Source organism: Streptomyces sp. BHT-5-2 (assembly GCF_019774615.1).
In the GTDB taxonomy this organism is placed as follows: Bacteria; Actinomycetota; Actinomycetes; order Streptomycetales; family Streptomycetaceae; genus Streptomyces.
In genome coordinates this window covers 6,135,062-6,161,130 of record NZ_CP081496.1, presented here as the reverse complement: position 1 = coordinate 6,161,130, position 26,069 = coordinate 6,135,062, and the positions used below count along the sequence as shown (strand labels likewise).

The window sequence follows — 26,069 nt, the reverse complement described above, 5'->3', positions numbered from 1 at the left end:
GCCGCACGGCCGCCCTCAGCCCAGGGCGCGCCGCCGGAACCCCCGGATCCCCAGGGCCGTCAGGGCGATGTCCATGACCAGCAGAACACCCAGGCTCACACTGAGCGGGATGTGGTCGACGGACGGCACGAGAGCGGCGCGCAGTCCTTCGCTCTGGTACGTCATGGGATTGAGCGCCGTCACCACCTGGAACCACCGCATGCCGTCCAGCGACGGCCATGGGTACTGGATCCCTCCGGTGAACATGAGCGGCGTGAGGATCAAGGCGAACATGATGTTCACCCGCTGCGGTGGGAGCGCGGTGCCCAGGATCAGGCCGATGGCTCCGCCGGCCCAGCCGCCGAGCACGAGGCAGAGCAGCATCCAAGGCAGGCCGGCCGCCCGCCAGGGAGCGGAGCCGGCGACCAGCGCGCTGAGCGGATACATGAGGAGAGCGGCGAACACGGCACGGAGCGTTGCCATCACCATCTTCTCCACCGCCAGCAGGCGGAGCGGGATGGGTGCCAGCAGCCGGTCCTCGATCTCCTTCGTGTAGCCGAACTCCATGATGAGAGGGAGGGCAACCGTCTGGAAGGCGGCGACGAAGCCGGCCATGGAGATGACCCCGGGCAGCAGCACATCGCCAAAGTCCTTGCCGACGTAGCTCATGCCACTCAGGACCTTGACGAACACGAACAGCATGAACAGCGGCTGCACTGTGACCTGGCTGAGGAACACGCCCAGTTCCCGGCGAGTGGTGACGAATACATCGCGACTGAGCACGGCCAGGAAGACCGTGCCTGCCCGCGGGCTCTTGCGGCCGGCCGGTACCGCTGCGGGGTGCACGGCGGTCATCGCAGTCCCCTTCCGGTGAGCTGAATGAAGACGTCCTCAAGGGTGGGCCTGCCGACGCGGACGCCGGACAGCGGCGTTCCGCTGTCGGCCAGCATCCGGGTCACCGGGACGAGCACCGCGGCAGGGTCCTGTGTGGTGTACAGGCGCAGATCCGTGGCGGTGGCGGAGGCGTCCGTGCATTCGACGCGCTGCACGCTGTCCAGGTCGCAGAGGCTGGTCAGAAGACCGTCGGGGATGCCGTTCTGGGGGACGTTCACCGTGATGTCCAGGACGGCTTGGCCGCCCAGGGTGCGGGCGAGCTCCTCGGGTGTGTTCAGGGCGAGGATCCTGCCGTGGTCCACGATGGCGACCCGGTCGGACAGTTCCGCGGCTTCCTCCATGTCATGCGTGGTCAGCACGATGGTCACGCCCCGGCTGCGCAGTTCCTCGACACGGTCCCAGACGAAGAGGCGGGCCTGCGGGTCGAGCCCGGTGGACGGTTCGTCAAGGAAGAGAACCTCGGGTTCGTGGATGAGGGCACGGGCGATCATCAGGCGCTGCACCATGCCGCCGGAGAACGAGTCGACGCGGTCCTCCGCCCGGTCGCCGAGCCCGAACACGTCCAGCAGCTCATCGGCGCGCGCGAGGCGCACCTTACGGGGCACACCGTGGTACGCCGCGTGGAAGAGGAGGTTGTGCCGGGCGGAGAGCGAGCGGTCGAGGTTGTTATGTTGCGGTACGACGCCGAGTCGGCAGCGCGCCTCGACGGACGACGAGGATACGTCGACGCCGCCGATGAACACCGCGCCGCTCGTGGGGACGATCCGGGTCGTCAGTATGCCCAGCGTCGTGCTCTTTCCTGCGCCGTTCGGGCCGAGCAGGCCGAACACCTCTCCGGGCGCCACGGTGAACGACAGTCCGTCGACTGCGTTGACGGCGCGTTTCGGGTACTTCTTCACCAGGTCGCGCACCTCGACCGCGGCGCGCGCCGGGGCGGCTGCCGCTGTCTGTGGTGGGACGCGGAGTTCTTGGGTCAACGGCCCTGCTCCTCCCTGTAGTTCTTCGTGATCAGTTCGATCAGAAAGGCACGCACGATGGCTACCGACGCTTCGTCCTGCTCGATGTCGGTCGGCGGGAATTCGGCGCGGATCTCCTCGCCGATGTCTCTTATGGTCTTCTCGCCCTGCGGGGTCAGCGTCAGCTGCACCTGGCGCCGGTCCTGCTCCGAGCGGTGACGGCTGACGAGTCCGTCCCGTTCCAGGGTGTCCACGACTCCGGTGAGGGTCGACGGGTGCACCCAGCAGCGGCGGGCGATTCCCCGATGCGTCGCCTCGCCCCGGGTGAGGACGAGCAGGACGTTCACCCCGGCTGCGGAGACGCCGTGCTGACGGCTGGCCAGGCGGTCCCATTTGCGACTGACCACGTGTCCGGCGAGGGAGACCAGGTGTGGCAGTGCCGCTTGCTCAAGGTCGGCGTGGAGTTCGTCGCGGAGTGGCATGGTGGAAGCATAGGGGCCAAACAATCAAGGTGCAAATGATTTGGTGCCTGATGATTAGCCTGTGAAAGGAAGTGGGATGATTCTGGTAGTGGGAGCCACGGGGAACGTCGGCCGGGCGCTGGTCCCGGAGCTGGTGCAGCGCGGTGTGCCGGTCCGCGCGCTGAGCAGGCAACCGGATGCGCTGCTGGGCCTCGACGGCGTGCAGCCGGTCGCGGGGGACCTGGATTTGCCCGATTCACTGGAGGCCGCGCTGCGGGGGGTGGATAGCGTCTTCGTGGCGACCCGGGCCTCCCGGATGCCCGATCACGTGGCCGGACTCGTCACTGCGGCCGAACAGGCCGGCGTCCGGCGGCTGGTGCTGCTGTCCTCGCTGAGCGTGGAAGGCGAGCCGCTCGAGACCATCGGGCGCTGGCACGCCGCCGGCGAGCGGATAGTGCGGGAGAGCCGGCTGTCCTGGACGTTCTTGCGTGCAGGTGCCTTCGCGTCGAATGCTCTGGAGTGGGCGGATGGCATCCGGACCGACGGTGTGGTCCGGGCCCTGTACGGCAATGTCGTCACGGCACCCGTAGCCCCGGAAGACCTTGCCGAGGTGGCCGCGCGCGCCCTGACGGAGCCCCGCCACGAAGGCCGGGTGCTCCGCGTCACCGGCGCCCAACGGATCAGTGCCGCGGAACAGGCCCGGCTCATCGGCGGGGCGCTCGGCCGTCCGCTGCGCTTCGAGGAGGTACCGCAGGAGACGGCACTGCGGTACTTCGCGTGGTGCGGTCCCGATGCCGCGGCCACACTGGACGCACTGAGGGACAGTCAGGCACCGTGGTCACAGGCCGGGAACGCCGTACGGGAACTGACCGGTCGTCCCGCGCTCAGCTTCGAGGACTGGCTGGCGGACCACGTCGACGACTTCCGGTGATCGGGTGGCGGCGGTTCCCACCGGGCCCACCGGTGGGAACCGCCGCCACCCCCGGGTCACCACCTGACCGGCAGCTCTTCCACGCCGTACACGACGGCGTCCTCGCGGAACCGCAGCCGCTCCGCGGGAGCGGCAAGGGCCAGCTTCGGGAATCGCCGGACCAACGCGCCTAGGGCGACGGCGAGTTCGACCCTGGCGAACTGCAGGCCGACGCATTGATGCACCCCGTGGCCGAAGGCGAGGTGCCTCCCGCGCCGCCGCGCCGGATCGAAAACGTCCGGGTCGGGGAACCGGTCGGCGTCGCGGTTGGCCGGCGCCAGGGAGGCCACCACCGTCTCCCCCTTCCGGATCGCCGCGCCCGAAAGCTCCATGTCCTCCTGAGCGGTGCGGAACAGCCCGAACTGAAATACCGTCAGATATCGCAGGAGTTCGTCAACGACGCGTTCGGCACCGTCCGGATCGGCCTGCAGTGCGGCGAGCCACTTTGGGTGCTCCAGCAGGGTCAGCACGCCGAGCGACAGCATGCTCGCCGTGCTCTCGTGCCCGGCCACCAGCAGCAGCGTGCCCATGCCGACCAGTTCCTCGTCGGTCAACGGCGGCTGTGTCCCGCCCGCCGTGATCAGCTCGCTGAGGAGGTCATCCGCCGGCCGGTCGCGCTTGGCGACCACGAGGCGGTGGATGAACTGGCACACCGCGTCCCGCGCCGCATCGACCTCGGCATCGCCCTCCAGCGACAGCAGCGTCGACGACGTGCGCTGGAATTCGGCGACATCCTCGTACGGCACTCCCAGCAGCTCGCAGACGACAAGGGACGGAATCGGCAGCGCGAACTCGCGGACCAGGTCCACCGGACCGTCGCCCAGGCGCTCCATCGCCGCTAGACGGTCCTCGACGATCTGCTCGATCCTCGGCTTCAGCTTCCGGATACGGCGCGCGGAGAACCCCTCGTTCAGTAGCCGGCGGTAGCGGGTGTGCTCCGGGGGATCCATCAGGATGAACATGCCGGGAGGTATCCAGGCGGGCCCATCACCCTCCGCTGGCGCCACCCCGTGCGTACGCGAACTCAGCCGCGTATCCGCCAGGACCGCGCGCACATCGGCGTACCGCGTGACCAGCCAGCCTTCCTGGCCCCCTGGTAGTTTCACCCGGCACGGCGCACCCTCCTTGCGGATGCGGCGGTACTCCTCGGGTGGATCCAGCGGGCAACGCCGCCTGGTCGGCAGGAATGCCACGTCCGTTTCCGGTGCATCCGTTTCGGCCTCAGACACTGTCAGCTCCCTTGCGTCGCCTTCGGGACAGTCCGAACCTGTGTCGCAGACTATGACCCGGCACGAGCGCATCCGGCCGGAATGCAACCGTGGTGCGGGAACCCGATACACACTGCGCGGGATTGCCGCAGGAATTGCCGGCGCCGCTTGACCCGGTCTGTTCGGCGGCCGAAGAATCGCAAGGGCCGACCCGTCATATTGCCAAGGCAGGGAACATGAACGCCATCAGCAGCTCCGGGCAGGAAATTCGTGACTACTATTTCCAGGCTTACGAAAACACGGACCCGTCCGAACAGCAGTGGACAACGGCTACGGCCGCTCCGGAACTCGTGGAGTTGGTGCGGTCCGGCGCCCTCCCGCAGGGCGGCTCCGTACTGGACATAGGGTGCGGCGTCGGTTCGGAATCGGTGTACCTCGCCGGCGCGGGCTTCGACGTGACTGCCGTCGATATCGCGCCGCGGGCCGTCGAGCGTGGCCGGGCGCTCGCCGAGGTGTACGGGTACACCGTTGACTGGCACGTCGCCGACGTCCTAGAACTCCCCTTTGAAGACCGCCAGTTCGACGCCGTAACCGACCGAGGCTGCTTCCACTGCCTGCGCGCGCCCGAGCGTGCACGGTTCGCGGAGGGCATCGCGCGGGTGCTGCGCCCCAATGGCCTCTACGTCCTGCGCTGCGTCTCCAGCCAGCGCCTCGGGCAGCTGGAGGCGGACGCGGCGAGTCACTTCGTGCGGACGTTCGGGGTCTCCAGCACCGACCTGTGGGAAGCCTTCGGCTCCCAATTTCAGGTGGAGCACATGGAGCTCGGCAGTGCGGCTCCGGACAAGGACGCCGCCACACCCTACGGCTGGTACTGCCTGTGGCGCCGTCGCGCCGAGTGATCAGCGATGCACGTTCCCCAGAGCTCAGGAGCTCCCCATGCACTGGAAGCAGGAGTTGTACGTGGCCGCGGTCGGTACGGCGCTTGCGTCCCCGGCCTCCGCGGAGTCCGACGTGGCGGCCGGCCGCATGACGGCCGAGCGCCGGGCCCAGCTCGACTACGTCTCGGTACGCGTCTCATCCGATGAAGCGGCGGCCGACCTCGCGGTCCGCGCGGGGCGGGCGGCAGTACGCCAATCCGGCCTGGATCCCCAGGACATCCGCCTAGTGCTGCACAGCAGACTGTGGTTCCAGGGCCTGGACATGTGGGTCGCGGCCAGTTATGTGGCGGCCGGCGCGGTCGGCGCCCACCCCGTTGCCTTCGACGTCCAGCAGCGGTCCAACCCCCGTCTCGGCACCCTGGAGATGGCCGCGGCATGTCTCACCGCAGGCCCTTCGGCAGTCACTACAGCGCTGCTCACCACCGGCGACCGGTTCGCCGCTCCCGCCATCGACCGATGGAACTCCCAGGAGGTGTGCGCCTACGGCGAGGGCGAAACGGCACTGCTGTTGTCGAGCCGCGCGAGGTTCGCGCGCCTCCTGGCCACGGTGACCCTCGCCGACAACACACTGGGGCCGGCCGGCCGGGGCAACGAACTGTTCGCCGACGCACCCGGCGGCAAGGTCCCCGTTCCCCTGCTCCAGCGGGCCGAGGACTACGCCTCGTCGCCCGCCTCCGACGGTTCGGACGACCGGCTGCTGAGCCGTAGTGCCGACAGTGCGTTGGCGGACGCGGACACGTCCGTGGACGACCACGCCTGTGCGGTACTGCCGGCCACCCACCGGGGGAACGGCCGTTATGAGTTCCACCACCTGCTCGGCCTGCCCGAGGAGCGCACGACCTGGGACTTCGGCCGGCGCACCGGACACCTGGGAACGGGGGACCAGTTCGGGGGCCTGGCCCACCTCCTGGAGGAGGGGAATCTCGCGCCGGGGGGTCGGGTACTGCCCTACGCTGGTGGAGCCGGTTACACCTGCACCGCTGCCGTCATCGAAATGACCGGGACGGTCCGGGCACCGTGGGAGTGGCAGGTATGAAAGCACTGGTCCTGGCGGGCGGCGCAGGCACACGCCTGAGGCCGATCACCCACACATCCGCCAAACAGCTCGTTCCCGTGGCCAACAAACCGGTTCTTTTCTACGGTCTCGAAGCAATCGCCGCGGCCGGCATCACGGATGTCGGCGTCATCGTCGGCGACACCGCCGGGGACATCCGCAAGGCGGTGGGTGACGGTTCGCGGTTCGGGCTGCAGATCACCTACATCCCCCAGGACCGCCCCGGGGGCCTGGCACACGCGGTGCTGGTGGCCCGTGCCTTCCTCGCCGACCAGGACTTCCTGATGTACCTCGGTGACACCTTTGTCGACGGTGGTGTCCCCGAACTCGTCGACGCCTTCCGCCGGGAACGCCCCGACGCCATGCTGCTGCTCGCGCGCGTGGAGGACCCCAGCGCCTTCGGCGTGGCCGTGGTCGACGACCGGACCGGGCGGGTCCACGGACTGGAGGAGAAACCGGCCGTCCCCAAGAGCGACCAGGCGATCGCTGGCGTCTACGCTTTCACGCCGGCCATTCACCGGGCGGTCGACTCGATCGTCCCGTCGGCACGGGGCGAGCTGGAGATCACCGGGGCCATCCAGTGGCTGATCGACGAAGGCCGGCAGGTCGGCTCGCTACCGGTCCGCGGTTTCTGGAAGGACACCGGCAACATCTTCGACATCCTGGAGGCCAACCGCCTTGCCCTGGAGGGCCTTCAGCCGTGCATCGACGGTGCGGTCGACGCCGAGAGCCAGATCGTCGGCCGGGTACACATCGAGGCTGGCGCGACGGTGTGCCGCTCCCGGATCGTGGGCCCGGCCGTGATCGGCCGTGACGCCGCGGTCATCGACTCCTACGTCGGTCCGTACACCAGCCTCGCGGAGCAGAGCAGTGTCGTCGGCAGCGGCATCGAATACTCGATCATGCTGAGGGGCGCCTCGCTGGAAGGGGTACACCGCATCGAAGGATCCCTCATCGGACACGAGGTCGAGGTCAGACCGGCGCCCCGGATGCCCGCAGCCCACCGTCTCTTCCTCGGCGACCACAGCAAGGTGCAGATCTCCTCATGACCACCATGACCACGCAGCACATTCTCGTCACGGGCGGGGCCGGATTCATCGGCTCGCACTATGCGCGCACCCTGCTCGCCCCCGGCAGCTCGTCCCGGATCCGGCTGACCGTGCTGGACAAGCTGACGTACGCGGGTGACCCGGCACGCCTGGCGCCGGTATGCGACGACCCGCGCTTCACCTTCGTCCAGGGCGACGTGGGCGACGCACCGCTGGTGGACGAACTCCTGCGCACTCACGATCAGGTCGTGCACTTTGCGGCAGAGTCACATGTCGACCGTTCCATCAGCTCTGCCGAGGCGTTCGTCCGCACCAATGTGCTGGGGACCCACACCCTGCTCGATGCGGCACTGCGACACGGCACCCGGACGTTCGTCCAGGTGTCCACGGATGAGGTCTACGGATCCACGGAGTCCGCCTCCTGCACGGAGGAAGCACCGCTGGCGCCGTCGTCGCCCTACGCCGCCTCCAAGGCCGCCGGCGACCTGCTGGCCCTCTCCTACCACCGCACGCACGGCCTGGACGTACGCATCACCAGGGGATCGAACACCTACGGACCGTGGCAGCACCCGGAGAAGGCGGTCCCCCGCTTCGTCACGGAACTCCTCGCCGGGCGCAAGGTCCCCCTCTACGGGGACGGGCTGCACGTCCGCAACTGGCTTCACCTGGACGACCACGTCCAGGGCATCGAACTGGCCCGCACCTGTGGCCGCGCAGGTCAGTGCTACAACGTGGGCGGCGGCACCGACCTGAGCAACCTGCGGCTCGCCGAGCTTCTGGTGGCGCTGTGCGAAGCGGCGCCGGACATGATCGAGCACGTCGCCGACCGGCCCGGACACGACCGGCGTTACGCCATCGACATCACCAAAATCCGCACGGAACTGGGCTACCAGCCGCGCCGCCGGATCGAGGAAGGGCTGGCCGAGACCGTCGCCTGGCACCGGGACATCCAGCGGGGAATCCGGAGACAGGACGACGGCCCGGACGGACGCGCACCCGGCCAAAGAGCTGGTGGCTACGAGGAGTTGGCCGTCAGCGGTCAGTGACCTGGCCGGTCTGCTCGTGGGACTCGCAGAGCCGGGACGCGTTGGCCTGTACGCGGCGCAGCATGTCGCGTAGCTGGTCACGTTCACCGGAGGACATGCCGGCGAGCAGTTCCTCCTCCACCCGCTCCTGGGACGACCACATCGCCGCCAGCGCCTGCTCACCGACCGCGGTGATAGACACGGCGTCGGCCGATTCCGAGACGAGGTAGCCGCGGTCCAGAAGCGGACGCAGCACCTCGGTCAATTCCTCAGTATCCGCGCCGATGTCGCGGCGCAACTCGGCCAGGGGGGTGGAACGTTCGCATGCCACGACCATGAGTGCCACCATCTGCCGGCTGTCGAGATCACCGATCTTGCGCAACTCGGTGTCGAGGGCGGCCCGCACCAGGCGGGCGGTGACGTTCAGCTCGCGGCCGAGCGTGCCGCGGATGTGTTCCGTAAGCATGGTGAGGATCATTTTGGCCCGCAATTCATAGATGCTGATACCGGCTGCCACGCCGACGTTGAGCGATTCGACGCCGCCGGCCATGGGAATCTGCACGATCAGATCGGCGGCGTCGAGCGTTTCCTCGCTCACCCCCGCGGACTCATTGCCTATGACGAGCGCGACAGGTCCATTGCGCAGCGGGGCCATGGTCTGCAGATGGGTGCCCCGGGGGCTGGTGGCGACGACTTGATAGCCGGCCGCCTTGAGCTGCTTCACGGCAGCGGCAGGGGTGGTGAAACGGCGTATCCGGCTGGTCAGCACTGAACCCCGGGCCGCATCCAGTACCCTACGGGAGCCGAGGTCTGTCTGATCGTCGGTCAGGACCACGTCTCGCACCCCGAGTGCTCGTGCGGAGCGCACCAGCGTCCCCAGGTTGCCGGGGTCGGCGATCCCCTCACAGACCAGGGCGAAATCGCTGCACTCGCTGTCCGCCGCGACCTCCGCGGGCAAGTCGGCGAGGGCGACCCAGGAAACCGGCTTGGACCCGCCCACTGCCTTCGGCAGCAGACCGTTGCGCACCTCATGGACGGGAACGCTGGCGGTAGCGAGTGCGGACTCGAGCTCGGGGTCCGTCGCATCGATGGCACGCATGACGTACCGCAGTCGTGCCCCGCCGACCAGGGCCTGCTGGATGAGGCTTGCGCCTTCCAGCAGGCATCGTCCAGCGGCGAGGCGACCGGCCCGGGTCAGCAGTGTTCTCGCTTCTGCGATGCGCGGATCCTTGATTGATTGAATGGTGGGGAAGCTCACATCGAGATCCTTTCACATCCGCAGTGTGGCGAGCGGCCACTTGTCCGCGGTGGGCCGATCGTCACAGTACTTCCATGAGATTGACCAATTTTGCCTCACGGGCGAAAGCACTCAATTGGCTGCGGTCGCGCAGCCCGGTCTTCGTTTTGATGCTCGCCCTATGGGCTTCCACCGTCCGGAGGCTGACGTGGATGCGTCGGGCAATCTGCATGTTCGTCAGGCCGGCGCCGATCAGCGCGAGAACTTTCTGCTCGCGTGCGGTCAGCGAGGACACGACTCCCTTTTCCTTCCCCGACAGGACCGTCTTTCCGACGGCCGAATCAAGGTACATCCCGCCTGTCATCACCGTACCGACCGCGGACGAGAGCTGCGTCAGCGGCGCGCCCTTTCTGATGTAGCCGTGTACTCCGGCCTGCATCACTTTCTGGGCGATGGTGGAATCCAGGCATTCCGTGAGCACCAGGATTCGGGAGTTCGGGAATGACAAGGAGATGTCGGCGACTTCGGTGATGATCCACCGGTCCTGGAGGCTCAGGTCTGCCACCAGCAGGCTTGGCCGCCATAGTTGCACCGTCTGTCGAAGCTCGTCGGCATTGGCCGCCTCAGCGGTCACGACCAGGCCGCACTTCTCAAGTACGGACCGGACGCCGTGACGCACCACGGGGTGATCGTCTGCCACAACGGCAGCCTGCGTCGACGGAGCGATTGCCTCGGTGGTCATCCACTATCCCCCATATTCTTCCGGCCAAGCGCGTGGAGAAGACGCAACTTGGAAAGCAGGAAGCGGGGGAGTATTGGCGGGGAGAGCCCAAAACAGGCTCCGGACGGTCAGTCCCGGTGCGCGCAGTGCATGTCGACTGCGCCTGTCCTCGCGGTCGCAAGATGTCTTTGTCCCCCGTACCTGAAGAGCGGCGGCAGAGGTTGTCACCGCTGGTTCTCGATATCGAACACTAACATTAAATTATGACTGGGAGGATGTGACGAGGGGATAATTTCCGGACACTGATTGAATGTTCACTTGCCCAAGCGGCCAGTGTCGGGCTCGTAACTTTCCGTATAGGCGTCCAGTAGTCGCTCCGTATAGTCGGGTCCAAAGCTGAACGGCCACACGGGGAGCAGTCGCCGGAGTTTGTCGATGGAGACCGATGTTCCGGACGGAGGGGCCTGAATCAGGTTTTTGTGGACGGTGACGCGGAGACGTGACTCAATACCAGCCACAACCTTTTCCATCGGATACAGAATCCCTGAAGCAACATTGACGACCTCATTGCGATTTTTTTGCCGCAGCAGTGAGTCCAGTGCGGTGCGCACGTCCGTCACATCGATGAGATCCCGGCTCGCCCCCAGGTGGAGGGACACGCTGCCCGACCGCATCTGCCGCAACAGTGAGGGGAACAGCTGGTGCTCACGCTGGCCGACACCGACCACGTGGCTGAGGCGGAGAATCAGCCAGTCGGCTCCTGCGGTCCGCACTTCTTCTTCCAAGGACAGCTTGTGCTGCCCGTACCCGTCGAGCGGGTGCGGCTCGGCATCCTCCCGGGCCGGCTCGTTGCGCACGCCGTACAAGGACGACGAGGCCGTGGAGAGGAAGACCACCATGCCTCCGCGGTCCGCAGCGCGGGCCAGTTCGCCCTTGACCAGTGCGGCCTCCCTGGCGAATTCGGCCGGATCGGTGACACGGGTGCTGGAGACTCCGGCGGCGAGCAGGGTGACGTGTGGATGGCGGTCGCCCACCGCCGTCATGTGCCGGGCGATGAACCCCCGTCCGATGATGCGCATCAGAGCTCTTCCCGCCGTGCGTGCCGCCGGATCGCGTCGACGATCTCCAACGTGCGGACGGCATCGGCGCCCCAGCCCGCCCGTTCCTCCCCCTGCGCCATCCCCTGCACCGCCGAGGCGAAGGAGCCGACGGCGTTGGCGAACTGATCGTCCGCCGGCAGCGGCAGTTCCTCGGCTTCGGGCGGGGACGCGAGCCGCAGGGACGGTGTCCACGTCCCCGGCGGCGTGAAGGCTCGCGACAGCTCGGCGCGGGCGGCGCTGCCCCACAGCCGGTAGCCGGAGCCGTAGGCATGTCTGATCCCGAACGTCAGGGTCGCCGCGATGCCCTGCACAGACCGCAGCAGGGCCGTGCCTCCCACGTCCACACCCAGCGTGCGGTCATACCGCAGCACGGCGCCGATCAGCTCGAGATCATTGCCCAGAAACATCTGGGCCGCGCGGACGGGATACACGCCAGTGTCCAGCAGGGCGCCTCCCGCCAGATCGGCGCGATGGCGGATGTTCCCCTCCTCGAGCGGCGGGATGCAGAACGCCGAGTGGAACTCCTCAAGTTGTCCGATCCGGCCCTCGGCGAGCAGCGAGCGCACCGTGCGGTGCTGCCGGTGGTGGAGGAAGGCGAAGTTCTCTCGGATCGCCAGATCGCGTTCACGGGCCATGGCGACCAGATCGGCGGCCTCGTCGGCCGTGGCGGCCATCGGCTTCTCCACGAGAACGTGCTTGCCCGCCTGCAGGGCGGCGGCGGCCCACGGGTGATGCAGACCGGTGGGCAGGGGGATGTAGACGGCGTCGACGTCATCGCGGGAGAGCAGCGCTTCGTACGTCGGCGCGGTGGCGCACCGCCACTCCTGGGCGAAGCGGTCCGCCTTCCGCGGGTCCCGGCCGGCCACGGCTGTCACCGAGCAGCCGGGGTGGCGGAGTACGGCGGGCACCGTACGCCGCCGGGCGATGTCGGCCGTGCCGAGCACTCCGAACCGAACCATGCGATCAGTGACCTCCCGCACCGGTGCGGACCGTGCCGTCCGCCGCGTTCACCGTCAGGCTGTGCAAACAGGCCGCCAGACTGCGTGCTTGCACATTCACGTAGTTGCTGTGCCGCAGCAGCTCGCCCAGCTGGGCAAGGGTCACCCAGACGAAGCCCGCAGGTTCCTCAAGCGGCCACCGTTCATCGGCCTCCACTACGAGGTGTCTGGTCCTCGCGTGCAGGAACCGCCCCCCTTCCTCGGACAGCACGGTGTCGAACCGGATCCGCTCGGGCGAGGCGGCCAGGACGTCGCGCAGGAACGGCGGTTGCTTCTCCGCCGCCGAACCCATCTCGTCCTCCACCGGAAAGCACTGGACCGTCGGGCTCAGTTCCGCGAGGTCGGGGGAGCCGGGCTCCACGCCGACCCTGGCCAGCGCGTGGAGCACCCCGTTGAACCGCCGTATGACGAACGCGGCCAGTCCGGTGCCGCGGGGCGCGACCATGGGCTGGCGCCAGGCGGCAACTTCCCGACCGGGGGCGGTGACGTCCACACCGACGACATCGAAGCCACCGGTTCCGGCGGCCGGTGAGAGGGACCAGCCGTCGCGCTGCCAACCGCCCACCGCGGCAAGCGGTACGAGACGGGACCGCACCGCCCCCTCGGCCCGGTACCTGGTGATCCGGTGCAGGACCTCGCCGGTGGTGTGAAGTCCCCTACCGGTGGGAGCGAGTCCGCAGGACAGCAGGCATGCCAGTACGGACCTGGTGTCCATCTGGACGAGGTCGTCCTCCCTGAGGAGGCGGTGCAGTTCCGCGAGCGACAGCCAGCGGAACCCGTCGGCCGCCTCGCAGGACCCGGAGACACGGACGACCATGTTGCGGTTGCGCTTGCGGAAGCACCACGCCCCGTGCTCGGACTGCAGGACGTCCACCAGGACGTCGCGCGGTCCGGCCCGTAGGAAGTGGTCCAGGTACGGAACGGCGGAACCGCCGTGCACTCCGGTGAAGTTGCTCCGAGTGGCCTGTACCGTGGGGGACAGCTGCACACCGTTACAGTTGCCCGGCTCCGTCTTGGCTTGTACCAGGAAGTACGGCTCTCCGGCGAACTGCCGGGTCAACAGGCCCAGGAGGCCGACCTCAGGCTGGTGGATGACCGGCTGGGTCCACCGGGCGGTCAGGCCGTCCCGGTGGGATACCTCCAGGCCCTCGATCGTGAAGAAGCGGCCGCTTTCGTGCTGGAGGTTTCCCGTTCGTGCGTCGGTCCGCCATTTGGTCATCCGGTCCAGGGGGATCCGCTGGACCCGGTGGGTGTCCCCGCGCCGTTGCTCGTCCAGCCAGTGGCGGAACCCGGGAAGCGGCGAAGGGGCGGGGTCAGGGCGCTGGGGCTCCGGGGTCGACACGGCCGTTCTCCTCTCCCTGTGAGAAGGCATCATGAGCTGGCGTCTTTTAGAGGTCCCGTCACTTCGGGAGGACGTCATTACGAAAGCGCGGCTTGCTCCTCCACGAATTCGACGGTCGCCCGCAATGCCTTTTCGGTGCCCTGCCGGATGATCCGCGCCATGGTCGGGCCGTCGACGGTCGAGGCGTCGGTCAGTTCGAAGTCCTGTACGCAGCGGATGCTGGAACCGCGAGGCTCCTCGCGGTAGATCCAGATCAGGTGGGCGTACCGGAAATTGGGGTTCCCCCAGCGCCGTGCGTACACCGTGTAGTCCTCGGGGCGCATGACCCGCTCGACGAAATAGGACCAGGAACGGCCCTCGTGGTCGGGCAGGGTCTGCACTTTGAGTACCTGCGAGCGGCGCTCGTCGTCCTTGGCCACCAGACGGTGACCGTCCGAAGAGTGTCGGCGGTCGTTCTCCATCGAGTTCGCCAGCGTCCACAGGGTATCCAGAGGTGCCTTGACGAAGACCTTGCTGTCGATGTGTTCGGCCATGGATTCTTGCCTTTCCTCTCATCACGTCAGTTCGTTGTCCCAGCCGCGCTGCCGGTGGTGGCGAAGGCGCAGACCATCAGCGCACCTGGCCGCAGAGGCCACGCCCGCGCTGCCCACCGCTCGATGCCGAGTCGGGCGGCCCGGTTCCGGGCGGCGCCGTGCAGCGCAACGCCGACCTCCCGCACGGCCCACCCGTCGTCCCCGACCTCCCCGTCCGCATCGCCCGCGATGACGGACTCGACGCCGGCTTCGATATCGGTCCAGGCGAGGCCGGCCAGCCCGGTACCCAGGGCCTTTCCGCATGCCTCCTTGGTGCCGAAGCTGATGCCCAACCGGACGGCCGGGGAGGGGGAACACCGCACCTGTGCGAGTTCGGCGCCGCCCAGGATCATCCGCAGGGAGCGGTCCGGGTACCGGTGCAGGAAGCGCGCCATGCGCGTGAGATCGACGATGTCGACGCCGATGCCCACGACCCGTGCTTCAGCCGGCCTGCTGCCCGGCATCGCTCGTCGTCTGTCCGGCCTCTTCCACGATGCGGCAGACGTCCGCGATGGTGAGGTCGTCCGCCAGCTCGAGCTTCACTTCGATGCCGAGGTCCCGCTGGAGTTGCAGGGACACCTCGACCAGCTCCGTGGAGTCCAGTTCGAGGTCTCCGCGCAGCCGTGCTTCGGGCAGGATCTGGTCATCCTCAAAACCCAGCGCGGAAATTGCTCCGCGCACTGCGGTGTAGTACGTCATGCGACCCTCCGGTCGTGTCGGTCCGGAGCCGTCAGCACCATCGCCACGTTCGTCCCTTCCCGGGAACGGGAGTGGACGACGGTGGTGCTGACGGCCCGGGGGCGAGTCTCGGTCACCAGGTCGACGGCGCACCGCTCGTCGACCGTTCGAGTGCCCGGTGTGGGCGGGAGGGCTCCGTCCCTGAGGGACAGAGCCGCACAGACGAGTTCCGTCGCGGCGCTGGCTCCGTACTGATGGCCGTAACCAGCCTTGGGAACCGTCACCGGTACGCAACCCTCACCGAATACCCGGGCCAGGGCACGGGCCTCGGTGGCGTCGCTCTCGGCGGAGCCGGCGCCCTCGGCGAAGACGACGTCGACGTCCTGGGGTGCCCGGTCCGCCGCATGCAGCGCTGCGGTGAGCGCGGCGGCCGCTCCGTCCGGTTCGTCCGGAGCGGCCGTGCGCTGTTCGGCGGAGGCGAGTTCACCGAGCACCCGGGCCCCGCGGCGAAGCGCGTGCTCGCGTTCCTCCAAGACCAGGACGGTGGCGCCCTCGCCCAGGACCAGTCCGGCGCGCTCGCCGTCGAAGGGCAGGTAGCCGTCCTCCGCGGCCGAGGCGCGGCTCAGGTCACCGGTGGTGACATGGGCCGCCATGCCCAGACGGGTCAGTGGTGCTTCTGCGCCGCCCGCCAGCACGACGTCGTTGCGCCCTCTCAGGATGCTTCGCATGCCGTGCAGCAGGCCGCAGGCGCCGCTGGCGCGGTCCGCCGCGAAGCTCTTGCTGAAGCCGCGGATGCCGTAACGGATACTCACGAACCCCTGGGCGGCGGTGGGGAACCACGCGGTCGCCTGCCAGGGATTGATCATGGTCGGATGCTGCTGGTAGTACTCGCGGAAGCCGCGTTCGCACAGCTCCCACCCACCGCTGTTGTTGCCGAAGCTGATGCCCGTGCGGAACGGATCGAACGGCTCGGTGTCGAAGCTGGCGTCGGCCAGCGCTTGCCCGGCGGCCGCCATGGCGTAGTGCGCGAAGAGGTCGCTCTTGACCACCAGCCGACGGGGCACATGGTCGGTAGCCCGGAAGCCGGCCACTTCGGCGGACAGATGGACTGGCAGCCCGTCGGCATCGAAACGGCTGATCGCGCCGATCGCGGTCTTCTTGGCGAGGACGGCCTCCCAGAAGGGCTCCGTGCCGGTGGCGAGCGGATTGACGACACCGATGCCGGTGACAACGACGCGTCGGGCACGGGGGGACGGGCCGCCGCTGTTGTTGCTCATGATCCTCCTGTCTTGCCGGGCTCACCCAGCGGCTGGGCCCAGAACGGGTGCGTCCGTGGCATCACCGTGGCGGTCCGAGCGGGAGCGGATCGCCGGTGAGCTCGCCCAGAGCCACGCGCAGATTCAAGGACGTCCGCTGCGGCTCACCCCATTCCGCGACCGGCCCGGCATCGAAGTTGTCAGCCACCGCCGCCGTGTCAGCCGCGGTGGCTCCTTCCTCGACCGCCCGGCACGCTGCCGACCACAGCCTCTGGAGGTAGTCGCGCAGTACGTGGAGGACGTGCGGGCCGGTCACCTCGCCGTGCCCCGGGACGACGACGGACGGTTCCAGGTCGATCAGCCGGTCGAGTGCGCCGATCCACCCGGCGACGCTGCCGTGCCGGGCGAGCGGGGTGACCCCGTGGAAGCAGAGGTCGCCGGCCACCAGCAACCGCTGTCCGGGAAGCCAGACGGCGAGGTCCACGATGCTGTGCGCGTTCTCGAAGACCAGGGCCCGTGCCTCGTGCGGAAGCACCAGGGCTTCGGGGTCCACCGGTTCCGGGAGCCGCAGTTCGAGGTCCGTCAGCTCGGGCGCGAAGGCGGGCATCAAGCGGGGCAGGAAGGCGGTGTCCTCGGCCATTCGGCGCAGCGCCGCCGCGGCCCCTTCGGGCGCCACCGCTCGCACTCCGGGGAATGCGCCGTTGCCTCCCATGTGGTCGACGTGCTGATGGGTGTTGAGGATCAGCTCGGCGGTGGTGTTCCTGGCCCGCAGTTCCTCGCGCGTGCGGGCGTTCATGCGCGGGAGCAGCATGGTGTCGATCACCACGGCCCGTCCGTCGTCCACCAGGACCGTCGAGTTGGACAGTCCCATCCCGCCGTCGCCGTTGACCACCGCGAAGGCCCCGTCGCCGAGGTCAACCGTCCGCTGCGCGTCCACGGCACGGCCCGTGGCCGGGCCGCTCACTGCCGGCCGCCGGCGCGCGCCTCGATGTATTCCTTGTGGCGCACGAGTTCGCGCTGGCAGTTCTTGTTGATGCGGTTGGCGAACCACGCGTCGTCGTACGGCACTTCCGGCAGCACCTCGAAGTCCTGGACCCAGCGGACCTTGGTGCTGCCGCCGGGCAGCGTCTCGAAGGACTGGAATATGTGCATGTAGAGGAACGGCCCGTTCTCGATCCTCCGGGCACTGACCGTGCCCTCGTCCCGGTCCATGACGCGCTCCGAGACCCAGCTGTACTGCTTGCCGTCGTCCTCGGGCTCGGTGGTCAGGCGAAAGGTCAACCGCCTCTCGTCACCCTGCAGGATCTCAGCCGAGGCGTAAGCGCCGTCGAAGAGGTCCGGCCAGTTCGTCACATCGTTGGCGATGCTCCAGACGGTGGTGAAGGGGGCGTCGATCACAATCTCGTTGTCAGTGTGCGCGGCCATCGCACGTGCCTTCCGGTCGGTGGTGGGTTCAGGGAGTGGTGGAGTCGGCGTCTTGAGGCACCCCGGGGGCGGGCAGCACCTGCTCGCGTGCCTGTTCGGCCAGGGCGACCCGGTCGATCTTTCCGACCGCGGTCACCGGCAGCCGCTCGCAGAGGACGAGGTGTTCGGGAAGCTTGTAGCGGGCGATGCCCCGGCTGAGCATGAAGTCCCGCACCGTGTGGAGGTCGACGGCGGTTCCGGAGGCCGGCACCGCCGCCACGCAGACGACCTCTCCGTGCAGATCGTCGGGCACGGGGACGACCGCGGAGGCGGCCAGCGCGCCGCAGTCGGCCAGGACCGTTTCCAGCTCGGACGCGGACACCTTCTCGCCGCCGCGGTTCACAAAGTCCTTGCGGCGCCCGACGACCACGAAGTTGCCCGACTCGTGTAGGCGGACGATATCGCCGGTGCGGTAGAAGCCGTCGGCGGTGAAGGAGGACCGGTTCACCTCCTCTGGCGCGAGGTAGCCGCCGATCGTGTACGGGCCCCTGACAAGCAGTTCACCCTCCTGCCCGGCCGGCAGCGGGCTTCCGGACCCATCGGCGAGGAACCATTCGTCGGCGGAGGAGGCGGGCCTGCCCTGGGTCGTCGCCACGACGTCGTCCGGGTCGTCGAGCCGCGTGAAATTGAGCAGTCCTTCCGCCATGCCGAACACCTGCTGGAGACGTCCCGGCAGGGCACTGATGAGGCGGCGCGCATCCGGTTCGTAGAGCCGGGCCCCGCCCACCTGGAGTACCTCCAGGCTGGAGAGGTCGGTGGCGTGCTCCGGCAGGAGCCGTGCCAGGCCGGGGACAAGCGCGGTGATGGTGACGCGCTCCTGCTCGATGTCCCGCACCACACGTCCGAGCGAGGGAGAACCCAGGACGACGGTGCCGCCGGCGGCAAGCGTTCCCAGGACACCGGGGCAGCCGAGAACGAAGTTGTGGGCGGTGGGCAGCGCGGCCAGATACGTGCTCCTGGGGCCGAGTTCCGTGAGACGGGCACTGACCTCGAGGTTGCAGACGTAGTCCCGGTGCGTACGGGGAATCGCCTTGGGGAGCCCGGTGCTGCCCCCAGACAGCAGATAGAAGGCCACGTCCGCGCTCTCGCGGACCGTCGCCGATGCCAGCGTCCGGGTACCCGCTGGCTCCCCGCCCACCAGCACGGCGTCCAGCAGGAGGACGCCTTCGGGTGGTGTGCGATGCCGAGCCAGGTGCCCCTCGGCGGCCAGGCACACCAGGACATCCGGGTGGTCCTCCGCCATATGGCGCACCAGCGCACGGCTCTCCGCGCCGCTGCCGACGTCACGGTTGACCAGGGCGCGGGCGCGCGTCGTGCGCACCACATGGTCCACTTCCCGGATCCCGAGACCCGGCGGCATCAGGACGGGGGTCATCCCGCCACGCACCAGGCCCAGGAAGGCCAGAAGCATGTCCAGGGTGTTCCCCAGCCGTACGGCCACACGGTCCCCGGGCCTGAGACCGAGGGAGCGGAAGCCCGACGCCGCCCGGTCCACCGCCGTTGCCAGTTCGCGGTAGCCGATCCGCCGCTCGCGGGTGACGACCGCGACACGGTCCCCCCGGGCCACCGGGTCGCCGAGGACGGCCTCATCGAGCAGGACGTCGCGCCAGCAGCCCAGTTCGGCGTAACGGCGTTCCCGCTCGGACCGGGAGACGGCCAGGTCACCGTTCATGGCCGTCCTCCGGAAGCGGCGAGCCCGGCGACGTACTCGGCCAGCATGGCCGCGACCCGATCCGGGTCCTCCAAGTGCACGTAATGGTCGGCATGTTCGATGGTGAGGGCGCTCCCGCGGGGCGCCGCGTGGGCCAGGGCCCGGCTGCGGCGGGGGGAGACCACCCGGTCCGCGCCGGCGATGAGGCTCAGCACCGGAGCCTGCGGGAGAGGAGACCGCAGCCCCCCGGTCAGCCCCCAGACGTCGATGTCGGCGCGCGGCAGCCGCAGGGCATCGAACCCGTCGGCCACCACCTCCACCGTGGTCCTTCCGGCGCGGAGCGGGTGATCCGGACGGCGCAGGCACCCGGCCAGGAACGCGCGGTCCCAGCTGCCGGAGAGCGCCTGCGCCACGAGGTCCGGGTGCAGCCGGATGCGTTCGGCGGAACCGATGACGGCCGCGCCCCGTACCCGGTCCGGCTCCGCCCCGGCCAGGTCCAGCGCGACCAGACCGCCGAGGGAGTGCCCGACCGGCACCACGGGGCCGGTGACGCCGAGGCGCTCCAAGGCGTCGACGAGGCAGGCCCGGACAGCCGACAGCGGGGTGTCCACCGGCATGCGGTGCGTGCCGTGCCCCGGCAGGTCCAGTGCGACTGCGTGAAACCGGGGAGGCAGCGCCCCCATCAGCGGCTCCCAGTGCGCGGCGGTTCCGCCGAAACCGTGGATCAGGAGAAGGGTCGGCGTCTCGGCCGAGGCGGTGCCGCGCACCAGCGTGGTCGACGCGGTGACGGGCAGGGAGCGCCGGGTGGGGGCGGTAGGAGCGGCGCTGCCCTCGCCGGGTGCGGCGGACGGGAGGCGGGCCGGCCGGTCCTGGTCGGACCTCCTCAGCACCGCGCAGGAATGGATGCCGCCGAAACCGCTGGCGCTGACCAGTGCGGTACGTGCGTCATGGACGCGTGGCTTGTTGGGCACGTAATCCAGGTCGCAAGCCGGGTCCGGTACCTCGTAGTTGGCGGTCGGGGGAACGACCGAATGCCGCAGGGCACCGATGGTGGCGATGACCCCGACCATGCTCGCCGACGACAGCGAATGCCCGATCATGGACTTGGTGGAGCTGATGGGAGTACGTGCCGCGTGCGCTTGGCCCAGCGCCGTCTTGAGGGCCTGCGTCTCGAAGACATCGTTCTGCGGTGTGGAACTTCCGTGCGCGTTGACGTAGTCGATGTCCTCCGGAGACACCTGAGCGTCATCGAGCGCGCCGCTCAGCACGGTGGCCATGGCCGCTCCGTCCGATGCCAGGTCGCTCATATGGAACGCGTTGTTGGCGCTGGAGAACCCGAGCACTTCGGCATAGACGGTGGCGCCGCGGGCGACGGCGTGCTCGTACTCCTCGACCACGAGGGCCGCGGCCGCCTCGCCGAGGACGAACCCTCCCCGCCGGGCGTCGAAGGGGCGGGAAGCGGTCTCCGGCGGACCGTTGACGACGGCGAGGGAGCCGATGACGTCGAGGGTCGCGTAGGCCAGTCCCGACAACGGAGCCTCGCCGGACGCCGCCAGGACGATGTCGGCGTCGCCCCAGCGGACCTGGTCGAAGGCCAGCCCCAGGGCATCGATACCGGCGGTGCATCCGGTGGTGAGGGTGCTGCACGGGCCGTGCAGCTTGTAGCGTTCACTGAGCCAGGACGGTGCGTAGTTGAGGAAGACCGAGTCGTAGAAGGGATGAGCTTCCGGGAACGGCACCAGCGGCTGGGTGCCGTCGTTGCTGTACTGCTCGTACGCCACCTGGAATTCCGGTGTCCCGCCGATGGCCGACGAGAACACCACCCCCGCACGTTCGGGGCGGAACGTCGCGCCCTCCAGGCCCCCGTCGCGTGCCGCCATGGCGCCGGCCGAGACGGAGAGCTGCACGAAGCGGCTCAGCTGCGACAGGGTCCGCACATCGTCCTCGGTGTGGTGCGCGGCGAGGTCGAAATCCTGGATGGGGGCGTGGGAGCTGCCCTTCATGCCGAGCCGGGCCATGGCCGGTTCGTGGCGCACAAACGTCGTGCCCGCGGTGTTGTGGTGCCAGAATTCCCGGGCACCGCTTCCGCTGGGGCAGATGATGCCGATGCCGGTGATGACAACCCGTTTCATTGCCGTACCTACCTGCCGATCGCTGGAGCAGACAAGGACACTTCGGGAGCGGGCGCCGCGGATCCGGCGGGCACCAGCCAGCGAGAGATGGAGCGGAGCTTCTCGCAGGTCTCCTCGAACTCTCGGTCGGGCGTGGACTGCTCGACGATTCCGGCACCGGCCCGCAGCCAGGCCCGGCCACGCCGCTGGTAGACGGTCCGCAGCGTGAGGGCGGTATCCATGTCGCCATTCGCGTCGACGGTCATCACCACCCCGCTGTAGAGACCGCGGGGCTGCGTCTCAAGGCGCCGGATGCAGGTGTACGCGGCGGCCTTCGGTATGCCGGAGGCGGTCACGGCGGGGAAGCAGGCCCGCAGCGCGTCCCACGCATCGTGGCCCGTGGCGAGGCGCCCCGACACGGAGGAGGCGAGGTGCTGGACGCTGCCGCGCTCCTTGACGGACATGAAGTCCTCCACACGTACCGTTCCTGGCCTGCTGACCGTGCGCAGTTCGTTGACCGAGGTCTGCACGGAAATGGCGTGCTCGTAGACCTCCTTGGGGTCGGTCAGGAGCGCCTCGCGCAGCCTGCGGTCCCGCTCGGCCTCTCCGGAGAGCGCCCGCGTGCCAGCCAGCGGTTGGGTGGCGACATGGTCGTCGCGCACTTCGGTCACGGTTTCGGGGCTGAATCCGGCCGCGGCCAGTTCTCCGAAGGACAGGAGGAACGAACGGGCCGGCCGGTTGTGCTGCCGTCCGTACGCATAGGTGGAGACCAGGTCGACCGGGAAGCCGACCGGCACGACACGGGACAGGATGACCTTCTGCAGCTTGCCCGCGCGAATGTCCCGCACGGCCGAGGCAACCGCCTCCCGGTAGCCGTCGTCCGCCGTGACATCGACGGGCAGGGGCCGGGGCCCTTCGGCCTCGGCCGGCCCCGAGTCCGGTCCGCCGGCCACCATCGCGCGCAGCTCCGCGGGAACGGGTCCCACCGTACGCATCAGCGCCGCACCGCCGGTGAGCCTGACCTCCGTCGCGGGAACCATCAGCTGGAGCAGCGGGGTGTCGTCGTCCTCGAGGTCCAGGCCGGCCAGCGCGTAGCTCGCCTCGAACGCCGCCCAGCCGTAGGCGCGCCAGCCGCGGAACGGCAGTGCGGACAGATGCCGCGCGACCTTGCGCAGCACCTGTTCGCGGGCGGCCGTATCGTGCAGTGCCTCCTCCGCCACGGTCGCGCCGTCGAAGAGGACGTGCAGGCGGTTGCGGTAGACGCTGATCTCGGCAAGGACGCCGCCCGCGAACGAGTAGGTCTCCCCGTCCTCGTACACCATGTACTGGTCGAAGTGGCCAGAGGCAGCCAGCCGGGTCACGGTCCGCAGTGGGTCGTCCACTACCGCCAGCCGGTGCTCCTCGTATTCACCGATCCTCGTCACCGTTCACCTCCGGTTTCGCGGGGGAATCGGCACGGGGCTTTCGCATGTCTCCGGCTCAACCACCCGGTGTCTGCGCCCCCGGCGTCCCGCCGCGCACTGTCGCTCTGTCTGACCTGCACGGTCACCACACTCGGCCGTCACGCTGGCAGTTACCTCCGATGAATTCCGCAGCTGCCCCCCGGAGGACCCGTCGCGGCGTTGCGGGAAGTCTGCGAAGTTCGCCGCCCGCGCCGCGATGGCCTACCGGCCGGGCGCCCTTCGTGGTTACGGTGCGAGGTATCGGTGCGTCGGCGGGGCATACCCCCGGCGGCCTACCAGAACCTTCTGGGCACTCGCGCGTCCACCAAGCGGTAAAACCGCATGCTGCAGGGAGAGATTGTGGAGAATTCCGTGCCAGCCCTGTCCCTCGACCGTGGCGATCCGCTCGATCCGCCCGGCCCCTGCGCGCACTACCGCGAGGCCGGGATCCACAAGGTACGCATTCCCACCGGCTACGACGCCTGGCTGGTGTCCCGGCACGACGACATCCGCTCGGTCGCCGCGGACAAGCGCATCAGCTCGTTCCTGCACGGCCTGGGCACCGTGAGCCATGAGCGGCTGCCCCGGCGCGGGGACGCCGACGTACCGCACATCACCAACCTCGACGGTGCCGATCACCTACGTCTGCGGATGCCGGTCGCCCGGCACTTCACTGCGCGCAGGGTGCGCCAACTGGAGGAGGCGATAACCGCGATGACACACGAGTGCCTGGTGGACCTGGAACGCTCCGGGCCCGGTACGGACTTGGTCCGCACGGTGGGCATGCGGGTCCCGTCGTTCACCATCTGTGCGCTCTTCGGACTGCCGCGTGCGGACCAGGAAATGTTCGAACGCCTGGCGATGACTGCGCTCGGCGGATTCGCGGACAGCCGGGCGGAACAACAGCGTGCGGCACCCGAGTTGTTCACCTACCTGGCCGAGGTCGTCGAGCGGAAGAAGCAGGCCCCCGACGACGCGCTATTCAGTGACCTCGTCCATGGCGGTCACGGCCTCTCGGACCAGGAAATACTCACCCTCATCGGCACCTTGCTCGTCGCTGGCTACGACACCACGGCCCACATGATCTCGCTGGGCGTCTACGCGATGTTGCGCGACCGCCCCCAATGGGAAGCCCTGGTCCAGGACCCGGCCCTGGCGGACCTAGCCGTCGAGGAGCTGCTGCGCTACCTGACGGTGATGCAGCGCGGCTTGCTGCGCCGCGCGAACGAGGACCTGACCTTCGACGGCGTGGACATCCGCAAGGACGATCTCGTCCTGCTGCACCTGCCCGCGGGAAACCACGACCCCGACTTCGTCCCGCTCCCGGATCAGCTGGACATCACCCGCCCGCCCGGCCGCCACCTGGCCTTCGGATACGGCCCGCACCAGTGCATAGGCCAGCAGCTGGCACGGATGGAGCTGCGCGTGGTCTACCGCGAACTCGCCGTGCGCTTCCCGACGCTGCGGATGGCACATGCCGAGGAGGAGACATCCTTCCGGAGCGAGCATGTCGTGTACGGGCTGGAGAAGCTCCCTGTGACGTGGTGAAGCGCCTGCTGGCCTTCCCGCCCCGGCGCATTGGGGGACAGATGCATGTGCTGGCGCACGCGCGCGTGGAGGGCGGCTTCCTGGACACCTTGGAGCTGGGGCCCACGATGCAGTCCGCACCGGACAATTACGCCGATGCGGCACCTGTCGACCGCCCCCGCCATCTTGATGCGGTGCTGAATGCCGATCCGGCGTGGATCCGCTACGAGGCGCTGGACTCCGAGGACGGCGGCCGCTTCCTCAACGCGGTGATCCGCTACCTGAACGTCGAAGCGCCCGACGAGGTGCCGTTGGACCCTGGGGACGACTACCGGTGGGTGACACCGGGGCAGTTGTCGTCGCTGTTCCGGCACGGGTTCTGTCTCAACTTTCAGGGGCGGACGGTGCTGACGTGCCTCAACGCGCTGGATGTGCACGGCGATGACTGACCCACTGCGTGTAGGCGTACTCGGATGTGCCGACATCGCACGGCGCAAGATGCTGCCCGCGATGGCCCGCGAACCCGGGGTCGAGCTGGTCGCGGTGGCCAGTCGCGACACGGGGCGGGCTGCGCGGACGGCGGCGGAGTACGGCTGCCGCCCGGTGCATGGTTATGCCGAGCTCCTCGACCTGCCCGAGGTCGACGCGGTGTATGTGCCCTTGCCCACCGCCCTGCACGCCCCGTGGACCCGGCGGGCGCTGGGCGCGGGTAAGCACCTCCTGTCGGAGAAGCCGCTGGCCACGAACGCCGCCGAGGCCCGGGAACTGCTCGCCGCCGCGCGCGGTGCTGGCCGCGTCCTGATGGAGAACGTGATGTTCGTCCACCACCGGCAGCACGCGGTGGTGCAGAAGCTGGTCGCCGATGGCGCGATCGGCATGCTGCAGTCGTTCACCGCCACCTTCACCGTGCCCCGGCGGCCCGCCGATGACATACGGTACCGGGCGGACCTGGGCGGCGGGGCCCTGCTTGACATGGGGATCTACCCGGTACGAGCCGCCCAGCTCTTAGTGGGTAGCCGGCTGAGTGTCGCCGGGGCGGTGCTCCACCGGGACGGGAGCGGTGAGGTGGACGTGGCGGGGGCGGCGCTGCTGTACGCCACCCCCGCGGGTGTCACGGTCCAGCTCGACTTCGGCATGGACCATGCCTACCGCTCGGCCTACGAGCTGTGCGGCAGTGAGGGTCGCGTCCGGGTGGACCGCGCCTTCACCCCGGCGGCGGAAGAACACCCCCTCCTGCAGGTGGTACGCGCTGGCGGCCCGGGCGGGGTGACCCTTGAACCGCACGACCAAGTAGCGGCCACCGTAAGCTCCTTCGTCTGCGCCTGCCGGGGCGAGGTCGGTACCGACGGCCGTGCCTGTCTGCACCAGGCGGCTCTCCTCGACGAGATCAGGCGGGTCGCTGAGGGCAGATGAAGCCGCCCGGGCTCAGGGCCCGC

The 26,069-nt window shown here is 69.0% G+C and carries 26 protein-coding genes; 8 read left to right on the top strand and 18 right to left on the bottom strand.

Features of this window, described 5'->3' with window-relative positions; translation table 11 throughout:
* Positions 1-15 precede the first annotated feature (15 nt).
* From K2224_RS27260 to K2224_RS27250, 3 genes are read right to left on the bottom strand one after another with little or no spacing between them, the layout of a single operon-like run.
* Complete coding sequence (locus tag K2224_RS27260; protein ID WP_221909222.1) at positions 16-834, bottom strand: ABC transporter permease; 819 nt, start codon at positions 832-834, stop codon at positions 16-18.
* The gene (locus K2224_RS27255; RefSeq protein ID WP_221909221.1) at positions 831-1,850 is read right to left on the bottom strand and encodes an ABC transporter ATP-binding protein; all 1,020 of its coding nucleotides are present in this window, start codon (positions 1,848-1,850) and stop codon (positions 831-833) included. The genes K2224_RS27260 and K2224_RS27255 overlap by 4 nt, the downstream gene beginning before the upstream one ends.
* Complete coding sequence (locus K2224_RS27250) at positions 1,847-2,311, bottom strand: MarR family winged helix-turn-helix transcriptional regulator (protein ID WP_221909220.1); 465 nt, start codon at positions 2,309-2,311, stop codon at positions 1,847-1,849. The genes K2224_RS27255 and K2224_RS27250 overlap by 4 nt, the downstream gene beginning before the upstream one ends.
* Positions 2,312-2,387: 76 nt before the next feature.
* Between K2224_RS27250 and K2224_RS27245 the strand changes: the two genes are divergently transcribed.
* Complete coding sequence (locus tag K2224_RS27245; RefSeq protein WP_221909219.1) at positions 2,388-3,221, top strand: SDR family oxidoreductase; 834 nt, start codon at positions 2,388-2,390, stop codon at positions 3,219-3,221.
* Positions 3,222-3,277: 56 nt separating this feature from the next.
* Here the strand turns inward: K2224_RS27245 and K2224_RS27240 are convergent, their stop codons facing one another.
* Entirely contained in the window at positions 3,278-4,489 is a 1,212-nt protein-coding gene (locus K2224_RS27240; protein WP_260693372.1) for a cytochrome P450, read from the bottom strand.
* A gap of 215 nt (positions 4,490-4,704) precedes the next feature.
* Between K2224_RS27240 and K2224_RS27235 the strand changes: the two genes are divergently transcribed.
* From K2224_RS27235 to rfbB, 4 genes are read left to right on the top strand one after another with little or no spacing between them, the layout of a single operon-like run.
* Positions 4,705-5,367: a class I SAM-dependent methyltransferase gene (locus K2224_RS27235; protein ID WP_221909218.1), complete on the top strand. Its 663-nt coding sequence runs from the start codon at positions 4,705-4,707 to the stop codon at positions 5,365-5,367.
* Between the two features lie 37 nt (positions 5,368-5,404).
* Positions 5,405-6,442, top strand: a complete 1,038-nt coding sequence (locus K2224_RS27230; protein WP_221909217.1) for a ketoacyl-ACP synthase III family protein — start codon at positions 5,405-5,407, stop codon at positions 6,440-6,442.
* The gene (locus tag K2224_RS27225) at positions 6,439-7,509 is read left to right on the top strand and encodes a glucose-1-phosphate thymidylyltransferase (RefSeq protein WP_221909216.1); all 1,071 of its coding nucleotides are present in this window, start codon (positions 6,439-6,441) and stop codon (positions 7,507-7,509) included. The genes K2224_RS27230 and K2224_RS27225 overlap by 4 nt, the downstream gene beginning before the upstream one ends.
* A 5-nt stretch (positions 7,510-7,514) precedes the next feature.
* Positions 7,515-8,555 carry a dTDP-glucose 4,6-dehydratase gene (rfbB, locus tag K2224_RS27220; RefSeq protein ID WP_221909954.1) on the top strand — a complete coding sequence of 347 codons (1,041 nt, stop codon included), beginning with the start codon at positions 7,515-7,517 and terminating at the stop codon, positions 8,553-8,555.
* Here the strand turns inward: rfbB and K2224_RS27215 are convergent.
* The 14 genes from K2224_RS27215 to K2224_RS27150 form a co-directional block, all read right to left on the bottom strand.
* On the bottom strand, positions 8,542-9,792 hold the full coding sequence (locus tag K2224_RS27215) for a TrmH family RNA methyltransferase (RefSeq protein ID WP_221909215.1): 1,251 nt from the start codon (positions 9,790-9,792) through the stop codon (positions 8,542-8,544). The genes rfbB and K2224_RS27215 overlap by 14 nt on opposite strands.
* A 61-nt stretch (positions 9,793-9,853) precedes the next feature.
* Positions 9,854-10,513 (bottom strand): response regulator transcription factor, encoded by a 660-nt coding sequence (locus K2224_RS27210; protein WP_221909214.1) that lies wholly within the window; start codon positions 10,511-10,513, stop codon positions 9,854-9,856.
* A gap of 293 nt (positions 10,514-10,806) precedes the next feature.
* Positions 10,807-11,571, bottom strand: a complete 765-nt coding sequence (locus K2224_RS27205; RefSeq protein ID WP_221909213.1) for an NAD(P)-dependent oxidoreductase — start codon at positions 11,569-11,571, stop codon at positions 10,807-10,809.
* Positions 11,571-12,551 carry a Gfo/Idh/MocA family protein gene (locus K2224_RS27200; RefSeq protein WP_221909212.1) on the bottom strand — a complete coding sequence of 327 codons (981 nt, stop codon included), beginning with the start codon at positions 12,549-12,551 and terminating at the stop codon, positions 11,571-11,573. Before K2224_RS27200 ends, K2224_RS27205 begins: the two co-directional genes overlap by 1 nt.
* A 4-nt stretch (positions 12,552-12,555) precedes the next feature.
* Entirely contained in the window at positions 12,556-13,932 is a 1,377-nt protein-coding gene (locus tag K2224_RS27195) for an NDP-hexose 2,3-dehydratase family protein (protein WP_221909211.1), read from the bottom strand.
* A 77-nt stretch (positions 13,933-14,009) separates the two neighbouring features.
* A complete protein-coding gene (locus K2224_RS27190) occupies positions 14,010-14,465 on the bottom strand; it encodes a hypothetical protein (RefSeq protein ID WP_221909210.1) in 456 nt (151 codons plus the stop codon).
* A 26-nt stretch (positions 14,466-14,491) separates the two neighbouring features.
* A complete protein-coding gene (locus K2224_RS27185; RefSeq protein ID WP_221909209.1) occupies positions 14,492-14,968 on the bottom strand; it encodes a holo-ACP synthase in 477 nt (158 codons plus the stop codon).
* Positions 14,946-15,203: an acyl carrier protein gene (locus K2224_RS27180; protein WP_221909208.1), complete on the bottom strand. Its 258-nt coding sequence runs from the start codon at positions 15,201-15,203 to the stop codon at positions 14,946-14,948. The genes K2224_RS27185 and K2224_RS27180 overlap by 23 nt, the downstream gene beginning before the upstream one ends.
* Positions 15,200-16,459 (bottom strand): beta-ketoacyl synthase N-terminal-like domain-containing protein, encoded by a 1,260-nt coding sequence (locus K2224_RS27175; protein ID WP_221909207.1) that lies wholly within the window; start codon positions 16,457-16,459, stop codon positions 15,200-15,202. Before K2224_RS27175 ends, K2224_RS27180 begins: the two co-directional genes overlap by 4 nt.
* A gap of 61 nt (positions 16,460-16,520) precedes the next feature.
* Positions 16,521-17,375, bottom strand: a complete 855-nt coding sequence (locus K2224_RS27170; protein WP_221909206.1) for an MBL fold metallo-hydrolase — start codon at positions 17,373-17,375, stop codon at positions 16,521-16,523.
* 23 nt (positions 17,376-17,398) lie between these two features.
* Positions 17,399-17,863: an SRPBCC family protein gene (locus K2224_RS27165; RefSeq protein ID WP_221909205.1), complete on the bottom strand. Its 465-nt coding sequence runs from the start codon at positions 17,861-17,863 to the stop codon at positions 17,399-17,401.
* Between the two features lie 28 nt (positions 17,864-17,891).
* A complete protein-coding gene (locus K2224_RS27160; RefSeq protein WP_221909204.1) occupies positions 17,892-19,574 on the bottom strand; it encodes a (2,3-dihydroxybenzoyl)adenylate synthase in 1,683 nt (560 codons plus the stop codon).
* Complete coding sequence (locus K2224_RS27155) at positions 19,571-21,685, bottom strand: alpha/beta fold hydrolase (RefSeq protein WP_221909203.1); 2,115 nt, start codon at positions 21,683-21,685, stop codon at positions 19,571-19,573. Before K2224_RS27155 ends, K2224_RS27160 begins: the two co-directional genes overlap by 4 nt.
* Positions 21,686-21,693: 8 nt before the next feature.
* Complete coding sequence (locus tag K2224_RS27150) at positions 21,694-23,088, bottom strand: salicylate synthase (RefSeq protein WP_260693371.1); 1,395 nt, start codon at positions 23,086-23,088, stop codon at positions 21,694-21,696.
* Positions 23,089-23,478: 390 nt separating this feature from the next.
* On the opposite strand from K2224_RS27150, the gene K2224_RS27145 reads away from it, so the two are divergent.
* From K2224_RS27145 to K2224_RS27135, 3 genes are read left to right on the top strand one after another with little or no spacing between them, the layout of a single operon-like run.
* Entirely contained in the window at positions 23,479-24,654 is a 1,176-nt protein-coding gene (locus K2224_RS27145; RefSeq protein WP_221909202.1) for a cytochrome P450, read from the top strand.
* The gene (locus tag K2224_RS27140; RefSeq protein ID WP_260693370.1) at positions 24,648-25,082 is read left to right on the top strand and encodes an NDP-hexose 2,3-dehydratase family protein; all 435 of its coding nucleotides are present in this window, start codon (positions 24,648-24,650) and stop codon (positions 25,080-25,082) included. Before K2224_RS27145 ends, K2224_RS27140 begins: the two co-directional genes overlap by 7 nt.
* Positions 25,075-26,046, top strand: a complete 972-nt coding sequence (locus K2224_RS27135) for a Gfo/Idh/MocA family protein (protein WP_221909201.1) — start codon at positions 25,075-25,077, stop codon at positions 26,044-26,046. Before K2224_RS27140 ends, K2224_RS27135 begins: the two co-directional genes overlap by 8 nt.
* Positions 26,047-26,069 lie beyond the last annotated feature (23 nt).